This is a genomic window from Pseudomonas sp. MT3 (assembly GCF_054720805.1).
The window spans coordinates 205436-229724 of sequence record NZ_JBTVPY010000003.1; the positions used below are offsets into that span (position 1 = coordinate 205436).

General features: G+C 67.2%; 22 protein-coding genes. 7 read left to right on the forward strand and 15 right to left on the reverse strand.

The window, feature by feature from the left end; genetic code table 11:
* The first annotated feature begins 430 nt into the window (after positions 1-430).
* On the forward strand, positions 431-2461 hold the full coding sequence (locus tag ACYCAX_RS04455; protein ID WP_460247523.1) for a DEAD/DEAH box helicase: 2031 nt from the start codon (positions 431-433) through the stop codon (positions 2459-2461).
* 150 nt (positions 2462-2611) lie between these two features.
* Here the strand turns inward: ACYCAX_RS04455 and ACYCAX_RS04460 are convergent, their stop codons facing one another.
* The 6 genes from ACYCAX_RS04460 to ACYCAX_RS04485 all read right to left on the reverse strand — a co-directional run bounded on the left by ACYCAX_RS04460 (position 2612) and on the right by ACYCAX_RS04485 (position 7707).
* On the reverse strand, positions 2612-3391 hold the full coding sequence (locus tag ACYCAX_RS04460; protein ID WP_460247483.1) for a 3-hydroxybutyrate dehydrogenase: 780 nt from the start codon (positions 3389-3391) through the stop codon (positions 2612-2614).
* A 107-nt stretch (positions 3392-3498) separates the two neighbouring features.
* Positions 3499-3837: a YceK/YidQ family lipoprotein gene (locus tag ACYCAX_RS04465; RefSeq protein ID WP_015478637.1), complete on the reverse strand. Its 339-nt coding sequence runs from the start codon at positions 3835-3837 to the stop codon at positions 3499-3501.
* Positions 3838-3871: 34 nt separating this feature from the next.
* A complete protein-coding gene (locus ACYCAX_RS04470; protein ID WP_294972628.1) occupies positions 3872-5005 on the reverse strand; it encodes an ABC transporter permease in 1134 nt (377 codons plus the stop codon).
* A 9-nt stretch (positions 5006-5014) separates the two neighbouring features.
* A complete protein-coding gene (locus ACYCAX_RS04475) occupies positions 5015-6187 on the reverse strand; it encodes an ABC transporter permease (RefSeq protein WP_294972625.1) in 1173 nt (390 codons plus the stop codon).
* The gene (locus tag ACYCAX_RS04480; RefSeq protein WP_015478640.1) at positions 6169-7140 is read right to left on the reverse strand and encodes an HlyD family secretion protein; all 972 of its coding nucleotides are present in this window, start codon (positions 7138-7140) and stop codon (positions 6169-6171) included. Before ACYCAX_RS04480 ends, ACYCAX_RS04475 begins: the two co-directional genes overlap by 19 nt.
* 87 nt (positions 7141-7227) lie before the next feature.
* Complete coding sequence (locus ACYCAX_RS04485) at positions 7228-7707, reverse strand: phosphate-starvation-inducible protein PsiE (RefSeq protein ID WP_015478641.1); 480 nt, start codon at positions 7705-7707, stop codon at positions 7228-7230.
* A gap of 169 nt (positions 7708-7876) precedes the next feature.
* On the opposite strand from ACYCAX_RS04485, the gene ACYCAX_RS04490 reads away from it, so the two are divergent.
* Positions 7877-8158, forward strand: a complete 282-nt coding sequence (locus tag ACYCAX_RS04490; protein WP_015478642.1) for a DUF3509 domain-containing protein — start codon at positions 7877-7879, stop codon at positions 8156-8158.
* A gap of 258 nt (positions 8159-8416) precedes the next feature.
* Positions 8417-8683: a YebG family protein gene (locus tag ACYCAX_RS04495; protein WP_460247484.1), complete on the forward strand. Its 267-nt coding sequence runs from the start codon at positions 8417-8419 to the stop codon at positions 8681-8683.
* 506 nt (positions 8684-9189) lie between these two features.
* Here ACYCAX_RS04495 and ACYCAX_RS04500 read toward each other — a convergent pair.
* Positions 9190-10224, reverse strand: a complete 1035-nt coding sequence (locus ACYCAX_RS04500) for a Glu/Leu/Phe/Val dehydrogenase family protein (RefSeq protein WP_015478691.1) — start codon at positions 10222-10224, stop codon at positions 9190-9192.
* Positions 10225-10367: 143 nt separating this feature from the next.
* On the opposite strand from ACYCAX_RS04500, the gene ACYCAX_RS04505 reads away from it, so the two are divergent.
* Positions 10368-11177, forward strand: coding sequence for a SirB1 family protein (locus ACYCAX_RS04505; RefSeq protein WP_294972613.1), 810 nt, complete (start codon positions 10368-10370; stop codon positions 11175-11177).
* A gap of 57 nt (positions 11178-11234) precedes the next feature.
* Here ACYCAX_RS04505 and ACYCAX_RS04510 read toward each other — a convergent pair whose 3' ends face one another.
* The 3 genes from ACYCAX_RS04510 to ACYCAX_RS04520 form a co-directional block, all read right to left on the reverse strand.
* Positions 11235-13763: a LuxR C-terminal-related transcriptional regulator gene (locus ACYCAX_RS04510; protein ID WP_460247485.1), complete on the reverse strand. Its 2529-nt coding sequence runs from the start codon at positions 13761-13763 to the stop codon at positions 11235-11237.
* Between the two features lie 187 nt (positions 13764-13950).
* The gene (locus ACYCAX_RS04515) at positions 13951-15321 is read right to left on the reverse strand and encodes a DUF1329 domain-containing protein (RefSeq protein ID WP_041712165.1); all 1371 of its coding nucleotides are present in this window, start codon (positions 15319-15321) and stop codon (positions 13951-13953) included.
* Positions 15322-15345: 24 nt separating this feature from the next.
* The gene (locus ACYCAX_RS04520; protein ID WP_015478695.1) at positions 15346-17154 is read right to left on the reverse strand and encodes a DUF1302 domain-containing protein; all 1809 of its coding nucleotides are present in this window, start codon (positions 17152-17154) and stop codon (positions 15346-15348) included.
* A gap of 293 nt (positions 17155-17447) precedes the next feature.
* Between ACYCAX_RS04520 and ACYCAX_RS04525 the strand changes: the two genes are divergently transcribed.
* From ACYCAX_RS04525 to ACYCAX_RS04535, 3 genes are all read left to right on the forward strand, one after another.
* Positions 17448-18200 carry an AraC family transcriptional regulator gene (locus ACYCAX_RS04525; protein WP_167650147.1) on the forward strand — a complete coding sequence of 251 codons (753 nt, stop codon included), beginning with the start codon at positions 17448-17450 and terminating at the stop codon, positions 18198-18200.
* Positions 18201-18314: 114 nt separating this feature from the next.
* Entirely contained in the window at positions 18315-19736 is a 1422-nt protein-coding gene (locus ACYCAX_RS04530; protein WP_460247486.1) for an NAD(P)/FAD-dependent oxidoreductase, read from the forward strand.
* Between the two features lie 33 nt (positions 19737-19769).
* Positions 19770-20120, forward strand: a complete 351-nt coding sequence (locus ACYCAX_RS04535) for a cupin domain-containing protein (protein ID WP_015478698.1) — start codon at positions 19770-19772, stop codon at positions 20118-20120.
* 148 nt (positions 20121-20268) lie between these two features.
* Here ACYCAX_RS04535 and ACYCAX_RS04540 read toward each other — a convergent pair whose 3' ends face one another.
* From ACYCAX_RS04540 to ACYCAX_RS04560, 5 genes are all read right to left on the reverse strand, one after another.
* On the reverse strand, positions 20269-21036 hold the full coding sequence (locus tag ACYCAX_RS04540; RefSeq protein ID WP_015478699.1) for a crotonase/enoyl-CoA hydratase family protein: 768 nt from the start codon (positions 21034-21036) through the stop codon (positions 20269-20271).
* A gap of 151 nt (positions 21037-21187) precedes the next feature.
* The gene (locus tag ACYCAX_RS04545; RefSeq protein ID WP_015478700.1) at positions 21188-22099 is read right to left on the reverse strand and encodes an SDR family oxidoreductase; all 912 of its coding nucleotides are present in this window, start codon (positions 22097-22099) and stop codon (positions 21188-21190) included.
* A 106-nt stretch (positions 22100-22205) separates the two neighbouring features.
* Positions 22206-22499, reverse strand: coding sequence for a hypothetical protein (locus tag ACYCAX_RS04550; RefSeq protein ID WP_015478701.1), 294 nt, complete (start codon positions 22497-22499; stop codon positions 22206-22208).
* A gap of 97 nt (positions 22500-22596) precedes the next feature.
* A complete protein-coding gene (locus ACYCAX_RS04555; protein ID WP_015478702.1) occupies positions 22597-23475 on the reverse strand; it encodes an alpha/beta fold hydrolase in 879 nt (292 codons plus the stop codon).
* A 4-nt stretch (positions 23476-23479) separates the two neighbouring features.
* Entirely contained in the window at positions 23480-24262 is a 783-nt protein-coding gene (locus tag ACYCAX_RS04560) for a class II aldolase/adducin family protein (protein WP_015478703.1), read from the reverse strand.
* Between the last annotated feature and the right edge of the window lie 27 nt (positions 24263-24289).

The window sequence follows — 24289 nt, forward strand, 5'->3', positions numbered from 1 at the left end:
GCTGCGCGTCCCGCCCGAGAAAATTCGCGGTATCATCGGACGTTTGCGTACTCGGCTGGATCGCCGGAAGGAAGCTCGGATGAAGCCACCCGCCGAATCTCCACTGCCCGCCGTGGAGCGCGACGAGTTCGCGCCACGGCCACGGCTGACCCTGGGCAGCCATGTGCACAGCGGCTTCGACCTGCGCAGCGGACGCATGCAGAACATCTCCCGGCACCGCGCCGCGCTGGCTTTCCTGTACGACGACATGCCGGTCTCGGGCAGCATAACCCCACGTTCGGGCCGCGAGATCCGGGTGTTCCGCGATGACCGCATCGTCCGCGTCAGCCGCCAGCTGGAACTCGAACAGGCCTGGCGCCTGGACCTGCGCGAGCTGGGCTTCAAGCCGGCGATGCGGCGCAGCGATGCGCTGGAGGACAGCGCCGGGGAAATGTTCGAGCTGCCCGACGACACCGCCTGGCAGAGCTTCATGCGCGAGGGCCTGCCGCAGTTGCGCGAGCAGGGCTGGGAAATCGACGTGCGCCCGGAGTTCGTCTTCGACATCTCGCCGGTGGAAGACTGGTATGCCGAGATCGAGGAGACCGAGGACCGCCAGTGGTTCGACCTGGAGCTGGGCATCCAGGTCGACGGCCGCCGCATCAGCCTGCTGCCGTCGCTGATCGAACTGATCCGGCGCATGCCGGCACTGCTCGACCCGGCCGCCCTCGCCCGCCACGCCGACGACGAACAGCTGGTGCTGCGCCTGGATGCCGGGCGCAGCCCGATCCACACTTGGCAGACGGCCTCGGAACGCCCGCTGCGCGTCTCGCTGCCGTTCGGCAAGCTCAAGCCGATGCTGGGCACGCTGTCGGAGTTCTATATCGGCGACCTGCCGCCGGTGCGTCGCCTGCGCATGGGCGCGCCCGACGCCTCGCGCCTCTCCGAACTGGAAGAACTGCCGCTGGCCTGGGAAGGCGGTGAGCAACTGCGCGAGATCGCCCACCGCCTGCGCGACTACCGGGCGCGCCCGGCGGCCATTCCCGAAGACCTCAACGCCGAGCTGCGCGCCTACCAGCACGAAGGCCTGAGCTGGATGCAGACCCTGCGCGAAGTCGGCGCCAGCGGCATCCTCGCCGACGACATGGGCCTGGGCAAGACGCTGCAGTCCCTCGCCCACATCCTGCTGGAAAAGCAGGCCGGGCGCCTGACCACGCCGGCGCTGGTGATCATGCCCACCAGCCTGATCCCCAACTGGCTGGACGAAGCCGAGCGCTTCACCCCCGACCTGCGCGTGCTCGCCCTGCACGGCGCCGGGCGGCGCAAGGCGTTCGCCAGGATCGCCGAGCACGACCTGATCCTCACCACCTACGCCCTGCTGCCGCGCGATGCGGAGAAGCTCGCGCAGCACGAGTACCACCTGCTGATCCTCGACGAGGCGCAGAACATCAAGAACGCCGGCACCAAGGCGGCCCAGGCCGCGCGCCGCCTGCACGCGCGCAACCGCCTATGCCTGACCGGCACGCCGCTGGAGAATCACCTGGGCGAGCTGTGGTCGCTGTTCCACTTCCTGCTGCCCGGCTGGCTGGGCGACGCGCGCCAGTTCGCCATCGACTACCGCACCCCCATCGAACGCCACGGCGACCAGGCGCGGCTGATGCACCTGGCCGCGCGCATCCGGCCCTTCCTGCTGCGCCGCACCAAGGAACAGGTGGCCTCGGAACTGCCGCCCAAAAGCGAGTTCGTCCAGCACATCGAACTCAGCGAGGCGCAGCGCGACCTCTACGAAACCGTGCGCCTGGCGCTGGACCGCAAGGTGCGCGACGAGATCGCCCGGCGGGGCCTGGCGCGCAGCCGCATCATCATCCTCGAGGCACTGCTCAAGCTGCGCCAGGTGTGCTGCGACATCCGCCTGGTGAACAGGGAAGTCCCGCCGCCAACCGGCAAGTCGGCGCGCGCGGTGACCTCGGGCAAGCTGGTCTACCTGCTGGACATGCTCGAAGAACTGCTCGCCGAGGGCCGCCGCGTGCTGGTGTTCTCGCAGTTCACCTCGATGCTCGCACTGATCGGCGAGGCGCTGGCCGAGCGCAACCTGGACTACGCCCTGCTCACCGGCGACACCCGCGACCGCCGCGCGCCGGTGAAGGACTTCCAGGAAGGCCGCGTGCCGCTGTTCCTGATCAGCCTGAAGGCCGGCGGCGTGGGCCTGAACCTGACCGCCGCCGACACCGTGATCCACTACGACCCCTGGTGGAACCCGGCCGCCGAGAACCAGGCCAGCGACCGCGCCTACCGCATCGGCCAGGACAAGCCGGTGTTCGTCTACAAGCTGATCGCCCGGGGCACGGTGGAAGAGAAGATCCAGTTGCTGCAACGCGACAAGGCGGCGCTGGCCGCCGGCATCCTCGAAGGCACCGGCTCCGACTGGCAACTGGACGACGCGGACATCGACGCGCTGTTCGCGCCGCTGCCCAAGGCGGTTTGAGTGATTCGTCGGGAACTCGGCCCGATGCCACGCAATGCATTTCCCGCGGGGTTCTCGTACAAGCGGACTCCGTCCGCGATCGCATTGCAGCGGGTTATCGCGGACGGAGTCCACTCCTACGAAAAGCGTGGCATCGCTTCGACGGGAAACTCAGCGCATCCCCCAGCCATGACTGACCAGCACCGATTGCCCGGTGAGCGCCGCCGAGGGGAAGCTGGCGAGGAACAGCACGGTCTGCGCGACGTCGTCGACGGTGGTGAACTCGCCGTCCACGGTGCCGCCGAGCATGACCTTCTTCACCACCTCATCCTCGCTGATGCCCAGTTCCCTGGCCTGCTCGGGAATCTGCTTTTCCACCAGCGGCGTGCGCACGAAGCCGGGGCACACCACGTGGGAGCGCACGCCGTGCGGCCCGCCCTCCTTCGCCAGTGTGCGGGCCAGGCCTAGCAGCCCGTGCTTGGCGGTGACGTAGGCGGACTTCAGTGGCGAAGCCTCGTGGGAATGCACCGAGCCCATGTAGATCACCACGCCGCCGCGCTTCGCCGGGTACATGTGGCGCAACGCGGCGCGGGTGGTGAGGAAGGCGCCGTCGAGGTGGATCGCGAGCATCTTCTTCCAGTCGGCGAAGGAGTAGCTTTCCAGCGGATTGACGATCTGGATGCCGGCGTTGGAGACGAGGATGTCGAGGCTGCCAAAGGTCGCCACCACACGCTCGATGCCCGCGTCCACCGCCTGCTCGTCGGTCACGTCCATCGCCAGCGCCAGGGCCTTGCCGCCCTCACGCTCGATCTCGTCCACCACGCGTTGCGCGGCGTCCTGCTGCAAATCGGCGATGGCTACCGCCGCGCCGGACCGGGCCAGGGCGATCTGCTTGCCGATGCCACTGGCCGCGCCGGTGACCACTGCAACCTTGCCGTTCAATTGCGTCATTTCATCCTCCGGGTTCAGCGTTCGACGTCGGTCGCGCAGCAACTGGGCGACCCTGACGGTACAGGGTGCAAGGCGGCGCCAGGGTAGCGGCGCGGCGGATGTCCCGCTCAGTCACGGCGCAGCTGGATACTGCCGTCGCGATGCTGGCGATAGAGCGTGTAAGGCAGGGACACCGTGTCGGTCAGGCCGGACAGCAGCATGTCCGCCAGTGGCCAGACGACCGTTGCACCGCTGACGCCGCCGCGCGGCACGAAGGGCTCGCCGTGCATCCAGCAGAGATCGTAGGTCACCCCGCTGTATACCCGGGGAATCGCCTCGCAATAGGTGCCTTCGAGCTTGATGTCGCGGGTGCTGACCACCTCGTCGCTGCGCAGCGTATGCATCGATCCGCAGCCGGCCAGGCCGGCCGCGAGCATCAGTAGAACGGACAATCGAATGTGCATCATGGTTTCCTTTCCTTGTCGTGCGGGCATCGTTCCGTCACCAGCCCTTGAGCTGGTCCCAGCGCCAGTTGCGGTACTGATAGATCAGCGTCCCCAACAGCCCATAAGCCGCCGCCATGCCGAAGAGGATCAGGATCCTGTCGGCCACGGCGGAGAGTGGCAGGTTCATCTGGTTCATTTCTACCACGGCGCGGATCGCCCAGGTGGAGGGAATGGCGTCGGCCAGCAGTTGCACCCAGTGCGGCATGGCCTGCGGCGGCCAGGTGAAACCGGCCATGTAGAACAACGGCAGGGTGATGAAGGTCATGGTCAGGTAGACCGCTTCCTCCGAGGGCAGCAGCTCGGCGATGAACTCGCTCATGGCGATCACCGCCAGCAGGAACGGCAGCACCAGCCCCATCAGCATGAAGAACGAGGCCGTCTGCCGGTAACCCATCATCCACGGCCAGATCACGTAGAAGAGCATCGCCAGCACCGTCCATATCAGCAACTGCGCGGCGTAGCGACCGAAGCGCGTGGAGGTCGGCTGACGCAGCGAGCGCGGGGTGCCGCCGCGCAGGTTGAGGTTCACCCGCGTGCAGGAGAGCAGCAGGCTGTGCTGCAGGATCAGCGTCACCAGCCCCGGCAGGACGATGGCGGCGAAGCTGGTGCCGGGGTTGAACAGGTCGGTGAGCTGGCCGATGACCGGTTGCAGCAGGACGTTCGCCTGGGGCTCGGAGAAACCGTCGCGCATCAGCCGCTCGCGGTTGTAACGCAGCGACAGCTCGTTGTAGGTGGCGCTGATGTCCTGCTGGATCTGCCCGTTGGCCATGCGGTTGGTGGCGTCGCCGAAGATCGGCACGGTCACCGTCTCGCCGCGCAGCACGCGTTTCTCGAAGTCCAGCGGGATCACCACGATGGCGAACAGCTTGCGCCAGGCCAGGTCGTGCTGGGCGTCGGGCAACTGGTCGTAGCCGAGGGTGGCGATCTTCGGCGCGGCGTCGAGCAGGCGCACCAGTTCGCGGGATACGGCGCTGTGGTCCATGTCGATCACCGCCACCGGCAGGTCGTTCATGGTGCGGTGGGCATAGGGCAAGGTGGTCAGCGCCACCGACAGCACCATCATCAGCCATAGCGGCTTGCCCAGCATGTTGCCCAGGGATTCGCGGAAGACGCTCCAGAAGTTCTCCATGCTCGCTCTTTACGCCGGGCTCAGGTCGAGGCGCCGGCGCAGGCGCATCTTGGCGATCATGTAGGCCAGCAGCGGGTACAGCAGCAGCTTGCAGCAGGTGTACAGCCCCGACTCGGCCGGCGCACGGCGCAGGAACTGGTCGAACAGGCCGTGCAGGGTGTGGGTCAGCGGCTCGGCCTCGGCGATCACCCGGGCGATCTGCGGCATCGCCAGCTCCGGCAGCAGCACACCGGAATAGGTCTGTGCCAGGCCGATCAGCAGACCGATCAGCGAATAGGCGCTGAAACGGTTGGCGGTGAAGATGAACAGCACCAGCCCGACGCTCTGCGCCGCCGCCACGTAGCAGACGGTGATCGCCAGCATCCACCAGGGATTGCCGTTGATCCGCGCGCCATTGAGTTCCACCAGCAGGAACAGCTCCACCATCAGCAGTGTGCTGAACAGCAGGGTGTAGGGCGCCAGCTTGCCCAGCAGGCGTACGCCGAGGGCCTGGGCGCGCAGGATGTGCGGCGACGACGCGCGCAGCTCCGGCGCCTCGCGGGCCAGCACGTGTACCGTGGCGACGATCACGAAGAGTTGCAGCAGGTGGACGATGGCGGCGAACTGCTGGAAGTAGATGTAGTTGCCGCTGGCGTTGAACAGGCTCTCGTAGGACACCGCGACGTTCGCCAGCGCCGGCATCGGGCGGTCCATGCCGGTGGCCAGGCGTGGCCGCAGTTCGGCGTTGAGCGAACTCATCAGGCCGTTGAAGTCCTGGGTCGAGTAGAAGCCGGCGGAGTAGAACAGCGAGTTGTAGTACAGCTCGGCGGTGGGTTGGCGGCCGGCCAGCGCGTCCGCCTCGAAGTCGCGGGGAATGTAGAGCAGCGCGTAGTCGTCGGCCATGCGCAGGCGGCGCAGGCCCTCCTGCAAACCGCCGCCGAGCACTTCCACCTTGGCGTGGGAGCCGGCATCCAGCTCGCGCACGATGCGCCGCGACAGACTGCCGTGGTCGGCGTCGACCACGGCCACCGGCATGTCCAGCAGGGTGCCGGCCTGGTACACGCCGCTGATCACCACGAACAGCAGCAGCGGCCAGAGCCAGCCGAGCCAGTGGATGGTCCAGCTGCGCAGGGCGACTCGCGTTTCGCTGCCGAAGGCCTGGGCGAAACGCTGCAGGTTGCGCCTTACTGCTGCCAGTGCCACAGCGCGCTCATCCCGGGACGCAGACCGTCCACCGGCTTCTCGGGGTAGAGCCGCACCTCGAAGGTCTTCAGGTCGAAATCGCCAGTGGCACGGGTGGCGCGCTTGGTGGCGAAATCGCCGAGCGGCGCGATGTAGCTGACCCTGGCCATGACCTGGGCGTTCTTCAATGCCGGTACCTGGAGGGCCACCTCCTCGCCCTTCTTCACCTCGGCGAGGAGGTCTTCCCGCAGGTTGAACACGAAGTAGCTGTCGGACAGCCGCACCAGCGTCAGCAACGGGCTGTAGGCGTTGATCAGTTCCCCCTGCTCCGCCGGGATCGGCCCCACTTCGCCGTCCACCGGGGCCACCACGTTGAGGTCGTCGGTCTGCGCCTGCAGTTCGAGAATCTGCGCATCGGCCCGGCGCACCGCCGCCTCCAGCGCGCGGCGGCGCTCCTCGCGGTCGCCCCGGGTGCCTTCGTCGAGATTGGCCTGGGCCTCCGCGACGCGATTGCGCGCCACGTCGCGGCCACGGCGGGACAGGTCCAGTTGCGCCCGGGACACGAAACCGCGCCCGGCCAGTTCCTCGTTGCGCTGGTACTCCAGCTCCGCGTTGCGCAACTCGGCCTGGGCCTGGGACAGGCTGGCCTGCAGGGCGCGCAGGGTTTCCTCGCGGGTGCCGTGGAGGGATTCATCGAGGTTGGCCTGCACCTGGTTGCGCGCGGCGCGCAGGGAGTCCAGCTGGGCTTGCAGTTCCGGGCTGCTGAGGGAAATCAGCAGATCACCCTGCTTCACATCGTCGCCGCGCCGCACGTGCAGCACTTCGACCCGGCCCTTGGCCTTGGAAGCGACGATGACAGTGGTGGCGTCCGCTTCCCCCTGCAGCAGCAGCGGCTGGCTGTGCAGGCGGAGATAGAGGGTGATGGCGATGATCACCAGGATCAGCAGGGGTGCGAACAGCTTCCATCCCTTCATGGGCTCGGTCTTCCTCGGCGGCCGGATGCACCGATGGTAGTGCATCCGCCGCCACTTCGACGGCCCTGGATCAAACCCGCCGGGCGATCAGCGCTCGTCGTCGCTGATCAGGTCGCGCTCGCCGCCACGCTGCGGCGAGGCGGGAGACGGGAAGCGCGAGGAAGCATAACGCACCACCAGGATCGCCAGCGCCAGCAACAGCAGGGCCACCGAGACCAGGATGATGCCGTCGTCCGGCACGTGGTTGTGCTGGATGTCGGCGATCATCAGACGGGTCAGCGCGGTCATCGCCACGTAGATCAGGAAGCGCACCGGCATGTGGTTGGTCTTGAAGTAGATGCCGACCATCGCGCCCAGCTCGAGGTAGATGAACAGCAGCAGGATGTCGTCGATGCTCGCGTGGCCCTTGCCCATCATCTCGCCGAAGGCCACCGCCGCCGACCAGAACACCGTGCCGCCGATGGCGAACAGCGCCAGGTAGTGGAAGCCCTCCACCAGAAGATTGCCCAGGGATTCGGCACAGCCGTGCATCCGTTCACGCAGGCGCTCGGCCCAGTCCAGTTTCATTCGTCGGTTCTCCGCGTCTCAAAGGATTCCTGGCGTAAAGCCTGCAAGCACTACGCCATTGATCTTGCGCAGTCATGGCACAGCCTTGCTGCGGCAACATGACGGCGAACTTTTCCGGTGGCCCTCCGGTCAATCCAGAGGCACGCCCCACAACAGGCAGGACCGATTCATGGAAAGTCCCTTTCAGGTACTGACCGACGCCTTCCAGCAGCAGTACCGCGTCAACTTCAGCGTCGAACGTCCCGACGGCAGCATCGCCCTCACCCTTTCCACCGAGAAAGGTGTCGCCGCGCGCCGCCTGATCCGCAGCAGCCAGTTGCAGGACCCGGAACAGTTGCAACGCTTCATCCAGAGCATCCGTTTTGGCATCGCCATAGAACAGGGTCGCCTGGCGCCACAGCTGCTGGCCTCGATGACGCGGGGCGGCGACGGCCTGCCTATCGCTTCCTAAGCCCAATTCCCACCTTCTGAAATTTCTGACTGACGGCGCCTCGCGCCGGTCACGTCGGAACAGCTGTGCGCGCCAACAGAGCGCGCGCACTGCTTTGGGCCACAACTGAATCCGGCCGAATACCGGCATGCCATGTCCCTGCGTCCAGGCTTCTGACGAATGGTTCGCGCAACGGTAGTAGCATTGCGCAACTATTTTACTGTATAAACAAACAGTAATTTCCACTCCCCCAACAAGAGAAGGCTTACGAGGTGATGAATGGCCGTCGAAGTGGTGTACCGCAGCAGCCGCGATCCAGAGCGCCTGTTCATGGATAAGGCAGAAGCCGACCGGCACGACAAGATGCTGGAGCTGGCGGAAACGCTTGCCGAGGTTCTGCAGAAGGCGGTGCCTTCGCTCAAGGAGGAGCAGGTCGAGGAAATCGGCATTTTCATGGCCAAGAACCGCGACGCCTTCGCCCGCGCCTTCAAGAACCAGCCCGATGCGTTGAACGACATCTTCAGCGAGGGCGCAGCCGAGGAGTGAGGTAACCCACCGCGGACGGAGTCCACTCCTGCGCAGGCGCAAAGCACCGGTGTTCCCCGGTGAAAATGGATTCATCCGCGATGGGATTTCGCGGACAAAGTCCACTCCTACAAGAGCGTGCACCTACTCTGGTTCTGGCTATTGAGGACTTCCAGCGAAGTATCCATGCACTCCCGAGCGCCCCTTCAGGAGGCCGAGTGGAATCGGAGTTTCAGGGGTTGAGCGACATGGATGTCGCGAGAGCGTCGTTGGGCCAGGGATGGCCCGTCGACGCGAGCCCCTGAAACTCCGATGGAGCGAGGGAACCTCGGCGAAGCCGGGGCCGGATGATGGGGCAGAGACTTTTGCCTACTTTGCGTCGTTTGGCAAAGTAGGTCGCCCGAGGGGGCGAAACAAAATCTATCAGCGCACACCGAAGCGGCGCAGAAACACCAAACAAGACGGCGGACCGGAGAGCAAGAGCATCGCGGACGGAGTCCGCTCCTACGAAGGCTATAGGAGCAGCATCAGTGCCCCGAATACTCCCCATAGAGAATCCGCTCGGCCAGCTTGTCGGCGATTCGCGCCGGCGACAGGTGATCGGCCTGGGCATGGGCGTACACCTCGGTCAACCGCTCGGCGATCCGCGACAAGTGCGCGGTGATGGTCGGCAACGACTCGTCCTGGTGCTGCAATGCGACGTAGATCAGCCCGCCGGAGTTGATCACGTAATCCGGCGCGTAGAGGATCCCCCGCCCCTCCAGCTCGTCGGCCACCACCGGCTGCGCCAGCTGATTGTTCGCCGCGCCCGCCACCGCCGCACAGCGCAGGTGGCCCACCACCTGCGATGTCAGCACCCCACCCAGCCCGCACGGCGCGAGAATGTCGCAAGGCGTGGTGAGCAGCGCTTCGTTGGGCACCGGGCGTGCGCCCAGTTGCTCCACCGCCAGTTGCACCTTTCCCGAATCGATATCGCTCACCAGCAGCTCCGCGCCGGCGGCGGCCAGGTGCTCGGCCAGCGCATAGCCCACATGTCCCAGGCCCTGGATGGCGACCCGCAGGCCTTCCAGGTCGTCGCTGCCCAGGCGTGCCTGGGCGCTGGCGCGGATGCCGGAGAACACCCCCAGCGCCGTGTGCGGCGAGGGATCGCCGCCGCTGGTGGTGCTGGTCACATGGCGGGTGTACTGGGCAATGCAGTCCATGTCCGCGCTGGAGGTGCCGCTGTCCACCGCGGTGATGTAGGCGCCGCCCAGGGAATCGATGAAACGCCCGAAGGCTTCGAACAGTTCGCCTCGATTGGCCACGTGCGGCGGGCGAATGATCACCGCCTTGCCGCCGCCCTGGCGAAGGCCGGCCAGCGCGGCCTTGTAGCTCATGCCCTGGGCCAGCCGCGCGGCATCGCGCAGGGCGGCGTCCTGGCTGGGATAGGGTAGATAGCGGCAACCACCCAGCGCCGGCCCGAGCCGGGAATTGTGGATGGCGATGATGGCCTTGAGTCCCGTGGCCGGGTCCTGGGTGAGATGCAGCGACTCGAGCCGGGTGGCTTCCATCATGTCGAACATGGCGGCGCTCCCTTGCTGTTGACCGGGCGCCCTTGCATCAGGGCCCTAACAGTATAGGCAGTCCGCGGGGAGCGTAGCGCCACCGGAGACTGGACGAGCGCAGCCCCCAGCGGTTACAACCGCAGGGTCAGCCGGAGAACGCCATGAACCCGCGTCAAGCCTGCCTCGCCTGTCTTGCCCAGGAGCCACCGGCCCTGTTCGAGGCTGCGTTGTGGATCGCCGCCGAGCACCTGCCGCAGCACAGCCCGGAACAGATACGCCGCCTGTTCGACAGCCTGGCGCACCAGGTCGCGGTGGCGCTGCCGGCAAGCACCACGGATGCCGAGCGGGCCCAGGCGCTGCTGCGCCGGCTGAGCGAACTGGGCTTCGCCGAGGACGACGAGTTCCCCCTGCAACCCCGCGCCGCCCTGCTCCCTCAGGTGCTGCAACGCCGCCACGGCCAGCCCCTGTCGCTGGCGCTGATCGCTCTGGAGCTGGCGCGCCAGCAGGGCATCGCCCTGGTCGGCGTGAACTTCCCCGGACGCTTCCTGCTGCGCGTTCCCGGCGCCGATCACCTGCTCGACCCGGCCACCGGCCGGCGCCTCTACACCCGCGACTGCCGGGACCTGCTGGTGCGCCAGTTGGGACCGCAGGTGGAGCTGTCCGCCGCGCACCTGCAAACCGCCAGTGCCGCCGAGATGCTGCAGCGCCTGTCGCGCAATCTGCGGCAACTGCACCAGGGCATCGGCGAACCGCTGGCCGCGCTGAAGGACGCCCAGCGCGTGCTGGAGCTGGGCCCGCCGAGCGCCGGCGACCACCTGGCCCGCGCCGACCTCTACCACGCCCTGGAGTGCCCGCAGGCCGAACGCTACGACCTGGAGCGAGCCATGCTGCTCAGCGACAATCCCGCCGAGCACATGCGCCTGGCCCAGCGCCTGGCGGAAATCAGCGTGCCACCCAAGGCCCTGCACTGAGCCTCGGGGCCTGCCCAGGGTCTCGCGAGCCGGGGCAGGACAAGGCGCGGCGGGCGCTCAGACCTTCAGCAAGCCCAATTCCTTCGCCCGCGCCACCGCCTGGGTACGCCGTTCGACGCCGAGCTTGCCGTTGATCCGCCGGGCGTGGGTCTTCACCGTGTGCAGCGAAATGTAGAGACGTTCGCCGATCTCCAGGTTCGAACAGCCGCGTGCAATCAGTTCCAGCACGGACAGCTCGCGCAGGCTGAGCAGGCTGTGCGGCGGCATCTCGCCGGAACAGGGGCGCAGACCGAACAGCGCCGGCTGGCGACGCTGGGTTTCCCGCAGCGTGGCGAGCAGACCGAAGCGCTGTACCAGCGCCACTCCCTCGTCGAGCGCAACGCGGGCTTCGTCCAGGTCGCCGGCGATGTAATGGACTTCGGCCAGCGCCAGCCAGACATCGCAGGCCAAGGTGTTGCGTCCCTGCCGCAGCAAGTCGGGCAACATTGCGGACAGCCGCTGCCGCGCCCCCTCGACGTCGCCGTCGTAGAGTTCGGCGAGCGCCAGGTAGTGCTCCACCCGCAGGATCAGGTCGGGCGTGGCCGCCGGCGGGTTCAGGCGGTCCGTGCGGCAGCGCGAGGCGACCCGCAGCAACACCTCGCGCGCCTGTGCTGCACGCCCCTGGCGCAGGCTCAGGGCGCCGCTGAGCAGCAACAGCGAGCCACGGTACATGGCCTCCGGCACATGTTGCAGCTGCATTAGCCGTTCCACTTCCAGCAGGCGGTTGAAGGCGCCGTCGATGTCGTCGTCCAGCGCGTCCAGCCAGGCCATGCCGGTGAGGCCGTAGATCAGGTTCGGGTCATGGCTGCGGCGGGTCTCGGTGAGGCCGGCGATGAACAGCTCGCGCGCCTCGTCGTTGCGTCCCTGGCGCAGGCTCAGCCAGCCGCGCCGCAGGGCCACGCGTCCGGCCATCGCATTGCCGGTCACGCGCATTTCGTCCAGGTAGTCCTGCACCCGCGCCAGCAGCGCGTCGGCCCGCTGCAGCTCGCCGCGCTGCTCCAGCCACTGTGCGCGGTCCAGTTCCAGCAGCGCTTCGAAGGTCAGGCTGCCGTGCAGCCGCGCGACCTTGAGCGCATCCCGGTTGATCAGGCGGGCTTCGGCCAGGCGCCCGTCGGCCTGGGCCTGCTGGGTCAGCGCCGACAGGCAGATCAGCTTCTGCGCCCAGGCGTCCTCCGGCAGGCATTCCAGCGCTTCGCGCAGTTGCTCGTGCGCGCCGGCGTGCCCCCGGGCGTGGGTGAGGATTCCGGCCAGACCCTGCCACTGTGCGACCAGCGCGCGCTGCCGGCGCTCGCCGGGCAGCGGCAGGAAGCGGGTGAAGCCCGAGAGCAGCGCCTTGACGTCGTCCAGCCGGCCGACGAACAACAGCGTCCAGGCGTTGAGCACCAGCAGGCGCGGCGTACTGCACAGCAGCTCGTCCGGCAGCGTTTCGCGCAGCTTGAGCACCCGCTCGATGGTGCGCCCGTACAGCAGGTGCTCCTCGGTGAAGTGTTGCAGCAGGCTGGCGGCCGCGTCGGGCTGCTCGGCGAGCAGCGCGTGCTCGAGCGCCGCGTGGAGGTCGTCGCACTGGCTGAACCACTGGCAGGCCCGACGGTGCAACATCGTCGCCGGCCAGCGGGACAGGCTCGCCAGGGCCGGCGCCAGCATCGGCGCGACCTGGAACCAGCGCTGGGTGTTGTCCACCGGTTCGATCAGCGCGCCCCAGGCGAGCAGGCCATCCAGCCCCTGGCCGGGCGCGTCGAACAGGTAGTCGCTGAGCTCGCGGCCGAAGCGCGGGACGATGGCCAGCGCGCAGAGAATGTCCGCCAGCGGCTCGGGCAGCGTGGCCAGTACTTCCCGCTGCAGGTAGTCCTGCAGCAGCGCACTGCCGCTCTCCGCCATCAGCGTGGCGCAGGGCGCCAGGCCATCGCCGGCCAGGCTCAGCAATCGCAGGCGGACGCCAGCGAACCAGCCTCGGGTCGCTTCGTGCAGCGCTTCGCGCTGGGCCTGCGGCCATTCCAGGCCGGATGCCTGCAGGTAGCGATCGAGCTCGCCCTGGGTCAGCGCGAGGGCCGAAGCGTCCAGCTCCAGCAGCTCGCCTTCGAGCAGCAGGCGGGTGAGGTTGCACATCGGTCGCCGTCGGCTGGCCAGCCACCAGCCGATCTGCGGGGAGGCCACGGCGAGCAGGCGGTCGAAACACTCGTCGAGCGCGGCATCCGGCGTCCGGGGATAGTCGTCGAGCATCAGCCAGACCGGCTCGCTCGCCGTCTCCAGCCAGGCGCTCAGCGCTTCTTCGCCGTCCCGGAGCACACCGAGCGCTTCCGCCAGCCGCTCGCAGAACTGCGCGGGCTCCAGCGCCCGGCCACCGAGCCCCAGCCAGACCACGCGGGTGCCGGCCGGCGCCTGGCGCGCGCACTCGCTCAGCAGCACCGTCTTGCCACAGCCGGGCGGCGCCACCAGCAGGCGTAGGCGGCATTCGGCGGAATCCAGGCTGCTCCGCAGGCGATCGCGGGACAGGTACTGGCGAGGCAGTCGCGGCAGCGCCGCGCTGTGCAGGGCGATTGTCGACATGGGCTTCTTCCGGCCATTTGCTGCGAGCCAGACTATGCCCAGGCGCGGACCGGGCAAAGGACCATCAGCCACACTCATGGCCTGTCATAGCGCGGGCTGCTCCAGGCCCGGCGCAGACGCTGCGCCGCTCGAAAAAAAGAAGCCCGGCGGCTCGTGCGAGACGCCGGGCAAGGAGCGAGAGAGCCGGTCAGCGCACGCCGGTGTTGCGCAGCGCCGCCGGGGTGAAGTCGGCCATGCTGGCCTTGACGCCGAACTGATAGCCACGCTTCTCCTCGTTGTTCAGGCCGAAGGTCACGTAGCGGCCGGCGAGCACGTCGTAGAGCGATTCGGCGGAATAGCCGGTGGCGAGTTCCGGGTAGAAAGTCATCGAGTGGCCCTCACCCACGCGCCACAGTTGGCCACGGCCGTCGTACAGCTCCGACTCGGCGATCTGCCAGCTGTCCTCGTCGAGGTAGAAGCGGCGGGTGGCGTAGATGTTGCGTTCGCCGGACTTCAGGGTGCCCACCACTTCCCACACGCGGTGCAGTTCGTAACGGGTCAGGTCCTGGTTGATGTGGCCGGGTTTGACGATGTCGTCGTACGTGAGCTGCGGCGAGTTCAGCCGGTAGCTGTTGTACGGGATGTACATCTCGCGCTTGCCCACCAGTTTCCAGTCGTAACGGTCCGGGGCGCCGGAGAACATGTCGTAGTTGTCCGAGGTGCGCATGCCGTCGGAGGCGGTGCCGGGACCGTCATAGGCCACCTGAGGGGCGCGGCGCACTCGGCGCTGGCCGGCGTTGTAGATCCAGGCCAGGCGCGGCTCCTTGACCTGGTCCAGGGTTTCGTGGACCAGCAGCACGTTGCCGGCCAGGCGCGCCGGGGCGGTGACCTGCTGCTTGAAGTAGGTGAGGATGTTGCCGGTCTTGCCCTCGTCCTGGTCGGACATGCTCTGCGGTACCGCGATCGACTCCTCGAAGCGGATCGGCGTGTAGCTGCCATTGGTCTGCGGCACCACCTGCACCACCACGCGGGAAATGTTGCCGCCGTGGTAGCGGGTCAGGTGGTTCCACAGCGCCTGCACGCCGTTCTTCGGAATCGGGAAGGCGTAGTAGCGGCTCTTCTCGAAGTTCTCCAGGCCGTTGCCGTCGTTGATCGGCTGGACGAACTCGGCGCTGCGCTTGATGGCACCGTAGATGTCGTCGGGCAGCGCGAAGGTGCGGTGGCTCTTGTACACCGGGATCTTGTAGGTATCCGGGTAGCGCTTGAACAGCGCCAGTTGGCCGGCGGAGAGCTTGTCCTTGTACTGTCCGGCGTTCTGCGCGGTGATGGTGAACAGCGGCTGCTCGCCGGCGAACGGGTCGGCGAGGAAGCCCTTGGCGTCCACCTTGGCGGCGTCGCGGGCGATGCCGCCGGTCCAGGCCGGGATGCTGCCGTCGGCGTTGCCTTCCTTCTGCGAGCCCATTGGCGTGAGGCTGCTGCCCAGCTTGGCCACCTCGTCGGCGGAGACCGCGGCCATCACCCCGCAGGACAGCAGGCTCAAGGCCAGCGCGCCGCATTGAAGGATTCTTGTCGTTCTCATACGTCGGTTCCTTGGTCAGGCAGGTCAGAAGTTCACGCCGAAGCTGAGCGACACGAAGTCGCGGTCGACGATGGTGTTGTAATCGCCGCCGAAGAAGTTCGTGTAGTTCAGGCTCGCGGTGTAGGTGTTCTGGTACTCGGCGTCGAGGCCGACGCTGGCGGCCTTGCTGCCTTCGTTGAAGACCGGGCCGTAGCCGTGCACGTCATGGGACCAGGCCACGTTGGGCTTGAGGTTCACCCCGGCGAAGACGTTGTTGTAGTCCCAGATGGCGCGGGCGCGGTACCCCCAGGACGACGAGGTGTAGAAGCCGCCGCTGCCGTACTCGGCGTCGGCCGCCGCGTTCTCCGGCACGCCATACACCGAATCGCGGCCGTAGCGCTCACCGACGTCGTTGGTCATGCCGCCGACATAGGTCACGCCGACCTCGCCGACCACCGTGACGCGGTCGGCGCCCAGGGTCTGGTCGAAGAAGTGGGTGAAGGTGGTCTGTGCCTGGGTCACTTCCTTGCGCACATAGCCGTGGTTGACCTGGCCGGCCTGGGCCAGGGCGCCGGGCACGCCACCGCTGGCGAGTCCGTCGGCCACTGTGGTGGCCAAAAGCGGCGTCAGGTCGGTGGTGTTGAGCTGCAGCGGCATGTTCGGCCGGTAGCTGATCTCGCCGTTCCACGCGGTGCCGGTGGGCAGGGTGGTGGAGAAGCTCAGGCCGTACAGGCGGATGTCTTCCGGGTATTCGAGGAAGTAGTTGCCGCGCCCCAGCAGGATCGGCTGGGCCAGCGCCGAGGCGCCTGCCGAGATGGCGGTCAGCGCGTTGCCGATATCGGCGGCGCTGGCGTTCTTCATGCTCACGATGGGCGTGCGGCTGTGGTAGTTCATGGCGTACGCGCCGTATTCGACGTCATCGCCCAGCCAGCGCAGGGTCAGGCCCCACTGCCCGGAGTCGCGGGCATCGCGGTCGGCGCCGCGCGGCACCATCAGGCCCTCGGGGGTCACGGTCACGCCCAGGGAATTGAGCAGCGCTTTGGTCGCCGGGGCGTTCAGCGCGCTGACGGTGTTCTTGTCGAGGATGTTGTAGTTGCTGTTGCAGCCATCGGCGGCCACGTCGGTGGTGGAGAAGAAGGTGCCGCAGTTGTCGAGCACCGTCTGGTCCCACTCCAGCTGGTAGAAGCCTTCCACCGAGAGGCTGTCGGTGAGGCTCTGCGACAGGTAGAGCATGTTCACCGGGATCAGGCCTTCCTTGATTTCCGAGCCGGGCCGGCGGAAGGCGGAGACGTCGATGGGGTTGATGGCGTTGATGCTGTTGCCGATGAAGGTGCTCTCGCCCCAGCTCACCACTTGCTTGCCCAGGCGCACGGTGCCGGGCATCTCGGCGATGGAATAGTTGTAGTAGCCGAAGGCGTCGAGCAGTTGCGCCCCGGACGACTTGGCGCCCTCCTTGCGGCCATCGTCGGAGATGTCCTTCCAGGCCACGCTTTCATCCTTGAGGCGGAAGTCGTACCAGTACTTGCCACGGGTGAAGACGCCGAAGTCTCCGTATTTCAGCTCCAGGTCGTGGATGCCCTTGAAGATCTTCGAGAAGGTGTGGCCCTTGCGGAAGTTCAAGCGCCCGTCGTCGTTGGTCTGGGTCATCCCGTGGCCGCCGTTGGCGGAGCCGATCAGATCCTGCTTGGGACTCTGGGTACTCCAGCTGGCCCCCACGGACAGGCTGGAATCGAACTGTCCTTCGATTTCCCCAATGTTGAATGAAACGGCCTGAGCCTGGGTGGCGCATCCCAGGGCGACGGCGGTGGCGAGCAGTTGCGGTTGGAAGAATCCGCGCCTTGTTTTTGTTGTCATGCGGCTCTCCTGACGGTGTCGAGGTGGCTACACCCTACAAAGGCCCCCCGTGGGGAGTAAGCGCTCCAAGGTGGTATTCGCGATGTCGCCCGAAAGAGTGAATCCCCCCTCTGGCACGGGCATTTCCGGGCGACATTGGCGCAGGCAATGACAGGTCATCGAGCAACTGGATAGTGCATGGGCATTGCCACTACCCGAATGACGCGGTTCTGGGGCATCCTTGGCACCCTATGCAAGCCATCGACCAACGCCCCACCGACAGCCACCTCAGCGAGCAGACTCGCGAGGTGGTCCTGCGCTATCACCAGTGCTGGAAGCATCGCGACCTCGAAGCGGTGCTCGCGCTCTACCATCCGCAGGTGGAGTACAACGACTTCTTCCAGAACCGCTGCCTGGGCCTCTCCGAGCTGCGCGAGTACGTGCTCGGCACCATGCCCAGCCGTCCGGAGGAGTTCCTCGACCACATCGACCGCATCCGCGTGGACGGCGATACCGCGTTCATCCAGTACCGCATCGCCGTCACCCTCAGCGGGCGCCTGGCGACCTTCCACTCCAGCGAAGCGATCACCGTGCGCGACGGCATGATCTGGCGGATCAACGAATACGCCTCGGTGGCGCGCGAAGGCGCCGAGAACCGCTCGCAGGCCAGCGACCCGCGCCCGGCCACCAGCCGCCTGGGCCTCTCGCCGCGTCAGCTGAGCCAGTTGGCCAACGACCTGGAGCACTACTTCAGCAAGAGCCAGCCGTACCTGGCCCCGGACCTGGACCTGACCCAGGTGGCCACCGCCACCGGCTACACCCGCAACCAGATTTCCTACCTGCTCAACCAGGTGATGGGGCTGAGCTTCTACCAGTACGTCAATCAGACGCGCCTCACCCACCTGCTCGGCCAACTGCGCCCGCCGCTGCCGGCGCGCATCGACGAACTGGCCTTCTCCGCCGGCTTCAACTCGCTCTCGGCGTTCTACCGTTGCTTCCGCCAGCACACCGGGCAGTCTCCGCGCGAGTACCTCAAGCGCCTGCGCGACGAACAGAACGACGCCTGACCGGCATTTGCCGGCGGGCGCGCGAGCACTCCCCGCGTACCCGCGCAGACGACAGGCCCCCGCGCCACTTCTAGGCTTGCCGACATTCCCCTCCCTTCCCTCCCGGAGTCGTCTATGTCGGCATGGCGTCATATCAGTCTGTGGATGAACCAACTGGACGACGACCTCGTCCCGCGCCCGGCCCTGCACGGCGCCCTGGACGTCGACGTGGCCATCGCCGGCGCCGGCTACACCGGACTGTGGACCGCCTACTACCTAAAGCAGCGCGCGCCGCAGTTGAAGGTCGCCATCGTCGAAGCGGAAACCGCCGGCTTCGGCGCCTCAGGCCGCAACGGCGGCTGGCTGATGGGCAATCTCCTGGGCGAGGATCGCCTGCTCGCCGGGCTTGCGCCGGAACAGCGCCGCGCTTCCTACGACCTGCTGCACGACATCCCCGACGAAGTCGCCCGCGTACTGCAACGCGAAGGCATCGCCTGCGACTACCGCAAGGGCGGCGTGCTCTATACCGCCGCGCGCTATCCGGAGCAGGAACGCCGCCTGCGCGACTACCTCGCGCACCTCTACGCCGAGGGCCTGACCGAGGACGATTACCGCTGGCTCAACGCCAGTCAGCTCGCCGAGCAACTGCGTATTCCCAGCGCGCTGGGCGCCATCCACACCCCGCACTGCGCCACCATCGACCCGGCCAAGCTGGTCCGTGGCCTGGCCCGCGCCGTGGAACGCCAGGGCGTGCAGATCTTCGAGAAGAGCCGCGTCACCCACTGGGCGCCCGGCCTGCTGCGCACCGACCAGGGCGAGCTGAAGGCGCACTGGGTGGTGCCGGCCATCGAAGGCTACGCCGCCGACCTGCCGCCGCTGGGCAACTACCAGTTGCCGGTGCAGAGCCTGCTGGTGGCCACCGAGCCGCTGCCCGAAGCGGCCTGGGCCGAGATCGGCCTGGAGAACGGCCAGGCCTTCAGCGAGTTCAGTCGCCAGGTCACCTATGGCCAGCGCACCGCCGACAACCGCCTGGCCTTCGGCGCCCGTGGCGGCTATCGCTTCGGCGGCCGGCTACGCACCGATTTCAGCCTGACCGACGATGAAGTGGGGCTGCGCCGTTACCTGTTCGGCGAGCTCTTCCCGCGCCTGAAAGACGTCCGCATCACCCATACCTGGGGCGGCAATCTCGGCATGTCGCGACGTTTCCACCCGCACATGCTGATCGACCGCCGCAACGGCATCGCCCTCTCCGGCGGCTACGGCGGCGAAGGCGTCGGCGCCACCAACCTGGGTGGCCGCACCCTGGCCGACCTGATCCTCGGCCAGCAGAGCGAACTGACCCGACAGCCCTGGGTGATCGACGACCGCCGCGTGCAGGACGGCCTGCGCGGCTGGGAGCCCGAGCCCTGCCGCTGGCTGGGTTACAACGCGATCATCCGCAGTTTCGTGCACGAAGACGAAGTGTTGGCCAACCCGCACAGCGCCCCGTGGCGCCGCCGCCTGGCGGAAAAGCTCGCCGCGACGATGGAAGGCCTGATGACCTGGAAGGTCGGCTGATCAGCCCTGACAAGAACCCCACTGGAGCCCCGAATGAAACTCACCCACCTGAAGAACACCGCCCATGCCGAACTCGGCGCCGCCACTCCGGTCGCCGTGCCGCTGGGCGAGCCGGTATCGGAAACCCGCGTGGAATCCATCGAGCGCAGCGACCGCGTGGAAACCGGCATCTGGGAATGCACCCCCGGCCGCTGGCGCCGGCAGATCGTCGAGCAGGAGTTCTGCCACTTCATCTCCGGCCGCGGCACCTTCACCCCGGACGACGGCGGCGAGATCATCGCCTTCCAGGCCGGCGACGCCTTCCTGCTGCCGCAGAACAGCCTGGGCGTGTGGGATATCCAGGAAACCGTGCGCAAGACCTACGTGATCATCGAGCGCGATTGACCTGCTTTTCGTAGGAGCGAGCGTGCTCGCGAATAGGACTTACCGGCAGCAACGGAGCTGGACGGGTTCGCGAGCAAGCGCGCGCCTACAGGAATAGGCGTCCGCACCGGAACCGGCGCGTAGCTGCGATCCAGCACGCCAGATCCCCTCAGAACTCCCCGTGCCGCCCTTTCCCGTCGGCAAAACGCTTCGCCCCCTCCACCGTCTCGCCGCTCTGGACCACCGTCATCCCGCCCTGAAATTCATTGGCCAGCGCCACGTCGAAGGACAGGTTCCACTGCGTGAAAACGCTGTCCCGGTCGGCCAACATGCAGCGCTGGGGAAACTCGGCGATCTCCCGCGCCAGCTCCTCCGCCGTTTCCAGCGCCTGCCCGCGCGGCACCACGCGGTTGGCCAGGCCCATCGTCAGTGCTTCGTGCGCCCCGACCGGACGGCCGGTGAGGATCATGTCCAGCGCCCGCCCCTGGCCGATGATGCGCGGCAGCCGTACGGTGCCGCCGTCGATCAGCGGCACCCCGAAGCGCCGGCAGAACACCCCGCACACCGCGTCCTCGGCCATCACCCGCAGATCGGCCAGCAGCGCCAGTTCCAGCCCGCCCGCCACGGCGTAGCCTTCGATGGCGGCGATCAGCGGTTTGGACAGTTGCATGCGGCTCGGCCCCATCGGCCCGTCGCCCTCGGTCTCCAGGCGATTGCGCCGCTCGCCGTCCTCGGCCACCGCCGCCAGGTCGGCGCCCGCACAGAAGGTACCGCCGGCGCCGGTAAGTACCGCGACCCGCGCCTCCCGATCCTGCTCGAAATCGCGCAAGGCATCGGCCAGCGCCTGGGCGGTGGGCCGGTCGACCGCATTGCGTACCGCCGGCCGGGCGATGACCAGGGTGGTGACCGGGCCGTTCCTCTCGATAATCACACTCATGGCGAACTCCTCAGGGCCTGTTTACGGTCTAGCAGGCAAGCACCGTAGGCACCAATGCAAAGGGCCGACTTCATGCCGACCCTTTGCACCTTACTGCGTCCACCGCCGCGGAACAGCCCCACTGGCCATTCCGCCGGTCAGGCTGGCCGGATCAACCGGCGTATTTCTGCAGGTTCGCCATCATCTCGCGCAGCGCCTCGACGTTGTCCGCCGGGTGCGCGGCGTTGTCGAAGTCACAGATCTGCGCAAAGTTGGCCGCTACGTCCTCGACACTGAAGCCCTTGCGCGGGTCGAAGCCCACGCCCAGGCTGCGCTCCCAGCGGACCTTGCCGATCCAGCCGCCACCGACCTCGAACAGGCCGGAGGTTTCCTGGCAGGCCTCGCTGCCCAGGTACACCACCAGCGGGCTGACCAGTTCGGGCTTGAGCGCCTCGAACACCTGCGGCGGAATCAGGCCTTCGGTCATGCGGGTGCCGCCGGTGGGGGCGATGGCGTTGACGAAGATGTTGTTCTTGCGGCCTTCGATGGCCAGGTTGCGGGTCAGGCCGTAGAGGCCCAGCTTGGCCATGCCGTAGTTGCTCTGGCCGAAGTTGCCGTAGATGCCGGAGGTGGACGAGGTGAAGATCACCCGGCCATAGCCCTGCTCGCGCATGAACGGCCAGGCGGCGCGGGTCACCTTGTAGGCGCCTTCGACGTGGACCTTGTAGACCAGGTCCCAGTCGGCGTCTTCCATCTTGTGGAAGGTCTTGTCGCGCAGGATGCCGGCATTGTTCACCACCACGTCGATGCGGCCGAACTCCTCGACAGCCTGGCGGACGATCTTCTCGCCGTCGGTCACCGAGTCGTGGTTGGCGATGGCGGTGCCGCCGGCTTCGCGGATTTCCGCCACCACGCGGTCGGCAGCCGAGGCGCTGGCGCCTTCGCCGTGAGTGCTGCCACCCAGGTCGTTCACCACCACCTTGGCGCCATGCCTGGCGAACAGCAGGGCGTGGGCACGGCCGATACCACCACCGGCTCCGGTAACGATCACGACTTTTCCGTCGAAACGCAGGGCATCACTCATGGCTGGAACTCCAGGCAGGTCTGTTTTTTCGAAGTGTCCAGCAGTCACGATTCGGTCACAAGCAAGACGACCAGGGCGAATGGTGTCCAATAAGGCGGGGGGATGATCAGCGCAGCGGCAGGTTCACGTCCTCGCGCGGGCCGAGCTTGAACAGCCACCAGTCGTATTCGCCCCAGAACAGCAACAGACCCACCGCCAGCAACAGTGCCGCAACGGCACCGGCGGCGGGCAGCCAGTGCCGGATCAGCCAGGCGAAATAGCAACCGGCCGCACCGCCGGCCAGAAGCAGGAGCAGCAGGGGTACGGCGACCCAGGCGAAGTCCCGGCGCAGGTGCAGCAGTACCCGGTACAGCAACGAACCCTGCGGCTGGCGAACGGGAATGATGACTCTGAGCGGCATGGCGGCGATCTCTGGCTGGAAAGACCCGCAACGCTACGTGCGCAGGACAACGCCGAGCCATCAGCCCATTCCGATATGGGCGAGGATCAATCCGAATCTACGGCGTCCGCTCCTGACGAAACGCCAGATAATGTTCCAGCACCCGCTCCGGTGCCTCGACCTGCGGGTAGTGGCCGATGCCGTCGAGCAGCACGGTATCCGGCTGCGGGATCAGTTCCCGGTAGCGCGCCACCATGTGCGCACCGGAAATCGGGTCGAGCGGCCCATCGATCACCCGCAGCGGCACCCGCGTGCGCTGCATGGCGCCGACCCAGCGCTCACGGTGTTCGCGGCGGTCGAGGATGTAGTGGATCAGCCGGTGCATCACGCGCTGCCCGTCGTTATGCCGGATCAGGCTCCAGAAGCTGTCCAGTTCCTCCGCCGAGGGCTGCGTTCGCGGGCCGAAGACCTTGGCGAAGTTCTGCGCCAGTCGCCGGCGGTCGAACAGTCGGCCGAATACGCCGCCCAGCGGGCTGAGCAGCAGCTTCTGCGACAGCACCGCACGGTGGGTTTCCGGGAACAGTCCACCATTGAGGAACACGCACGACGCCACACGCAAACGCCCATCCTCGTGCCTGGCCAACAGTTCCTGACCGACGCTGTTGCCATAGTCGTGCACCAGCAGGTGAATCGGCTCGCGCACCTTCAGGTGCTCCAGCAACGCCTGCTGCAACTCGGCCTGTTCGTGGATGCGGTAGTCGTGCCCGCGCGGTTTGGCGGAGTCGCCGAAGCCGAGCATGTCGCAGGCGATCACCCGGTAGCGCTCGGCCAGCGGGCGCCACAGGTAATGCCAGTCCCAGGAGGCAGTGGGGAAGCCGTGGATCAGCAGCAGCGGCTCGCCGCTGCCGGCGCTCCAGTAGCGGATGTCGTGGCCCCGAAAGGTGAAGGAGCGGCCCTGTGCGCGCCAGTCGCACAGGGCGATGCCGGGCAGGCCCATCACATCAGTCACGGTAGCCGGGGTTCTGCTGGTCCAGCTTGCGCAGCAACGCCGGCCACGCCAGCGCGCCGCCCAGGCCCTGCTTGCTGCGGGTGACGCCGGCCGCCATCGCCATTGCGCCGTCGAGAATCTGCTGCGGGATCATGATCAACTCGGCGCCGCCGCCCTGGGCCAGCACCTGGATTTCGCAGGCGCGCTGCAGGACGAACATCATCAGGAAGGTGTCGGCGATGGTCGGCCCGCAGCTCAGCAGGCCGTGGTTGGGCAGGATCATGAAGCCGGCCTCGCCCAGGTCCGCCTGCAGGCGCGCCTTCTCATCGTGGTTCAGCGCCACACCCTCGTAGCCGTGGTAGGCAAGGCTTGCGAGCACGAACAGCGACTGCTGGGAAATCGGCAGCAGGCCCTGCTTCTGCGCGGAGACGGCGATGCCGGCGGCGGTGTGGGTGTGCAGCACGCAGGAGACGTCGTGGCGGACTTCGTGGACGGCGCTGTGGATGGTGTAGCCGGCCGGGTTGATCTCGTAGGGGCTGTCCATCAGCTTCTTGCCGGAGACATCGACCTTCACCAGACTGGACGCGGTGATCTCGTGGAACATCATGCCGAAGGGGTTGATCAGGAAGTCTTCGGTGCCGGGTACCTTGGCGGAGATATGGGTGAAGATCAGGTCATCCCAGCCGTGCATCGCGATCAGTCGGTAGCAGGCGGCCAGATCGACACGGGTCTGCCATTCGGCGGCGGAGACCTGCTCCTTGACGTTCACGGTGGGCAGCGGGTGTGCGGCGTGCATGGTCGGTAGCCTCTTCGTTGTTGTTGT

Bases quoted from the DNA above. Each gene is read 5' to 3' on its own strand.
- ACYCAX_RS04520 (WP_015478695.1), bottom strand. From the start codon at position 17,154: ATGACAACAAAAACAAGGCGCGGATTCTTCCAACCGCAACTGCTCGCC.
- ACYCAX_RS04455 (WP_460247523.1), top strand. From the start codon at position 431: ATGTTCGAGCTGCCCGACGACACCGCCTGGCAGAGCTTCATGCGCGAG.
- ACYCAX_RS04500 (WP_015478691.1), bottom strand. From the start codon at position 10,224: ATGTTCGACATGATGGAAGCCACCCGGCTCGAGTCGCTGCATCTCACC.
- ACYCAX_RS04490 (WP_015478642.1), top strand. From the start codon at position 7,877: ATGGAAAGTCCCTTTCAGGTACTGACCGACGCCTTCCAGCAGCAGTAC.
- ACYCAX_RS04460 (WP_460247483.1), bottom strand. From the start codon at position 3,391: ATGACGCAATTGAACGGCAAGGTTGCAGTGGTCACCGGCGCGGCCAGT.
- ACYCAX_RS04485 (WP_015478641.1), bottom strand. From the start codon at position 7,707: ATGAAACTGGACTGGGCCGAGCGCCTGCGTGAACGGATGCACGGCTGT.
- ACYCAX_RS04545 (WP_015478700.1), bottom strand. From the start codon at position 22,099: ATGAGTGATGCCCTGCGTTTCGACGGAAAAGTCGTGATCGTTACCGGA.
- ACYCAX_RS04555 (WP_015478702.1), bottom strand. From the start codon at position 23,475: ATGGGCCTGCCCGGCATCGCCCTGTGCGACTGGCGCGCACAGGGCCGC.
- ACYCAX_RS04465 (WP_015478637.1), bottom strand. From the start codon at position 3,837: ATGATGCACATTCGATTGTCCGTTCTACTGATGCTCGCGGCCGGCCTG.
- ACYCAX_RS04530 (WP_460247486.1), top strand. From the start codon at position 18,315: ATGTCGGCATGGCGTCATATCAGTCTGTGGATGAACCAACTGGACGAC.
- ACYCAX_RS04470 (WP_294972628.1), bottom strand. From the start codon at position 5,005: ATGGAGAACTTCTGGAGCGTCTTCCGCGAATCCCTGGGCAACATGCTG.
- ACYCAX_RS04515 (WP_041712165.1), bottom strand. From the start codon at position 15,321: ATGAGAACGACAAGAATCCTTCAATGCGGCGCGCTGGCCTTGAGCCTG.
- ACYCAX_RS04510 (WP_460247485.1), bottom strand. From the start codon at position 13,763: ATGTCGACAATCGCCCTGCACAGCGCGGCGCTGCCGCGACTGCCTCGC.
- ACYCAX_RS04550 (WP_015478701.1), bottom strand. From the start codon at position 22,499: ATGCCGCTCAGAGTCATCATTCCCGTTCGCCAGCCGCAGGGTTCGTTG.
- ACYCAX_RS04480 (WP_015478640.1), bottom strand. From the start codon at position 7,140: ATGAAGGGATGGAAGCTGTTCGCACCCCTGCTGATCCTGGTGATCATC.
- ACYCAX_RS04560 (WP_015478703.1), bottom strand. From the start codon at position 24,262: ATGCACGCCGCACACCCGCTGCCCACCGTGAACGTCAAGGAGCAGGTC.
- ACYCAX_RS04495 (WP_460247484.1), top strand. From the start codon at position 8,417: ATGGCCGTCGAAGTGGTGTACCGCAGCAGCCGCGATCCAGAGCGCCTG.
- ACYCAX_RS04505 (WP_294972613.1), top strand. From the start codon at position 10,368: ATGAACCCGCGTCAAGCCTGCCTCGCCTGTCTTGCCCAGGAGCCACCG.
- ACYCAX_RS04535 (WP_015478698.1), top strand. From the start codon at position 19,770: ATGAAACTCACCCACCTGAAGAACACCGCCCATGCCGAACTCGGCGCC.
- ACYCAX_RS04540 (WP_015478699.1), bottom strand. From the start codon at position 21,036: ATGAGTGTGATTATCGAGAGGAACGGCCCGGTCACCACCCTGGTCATC.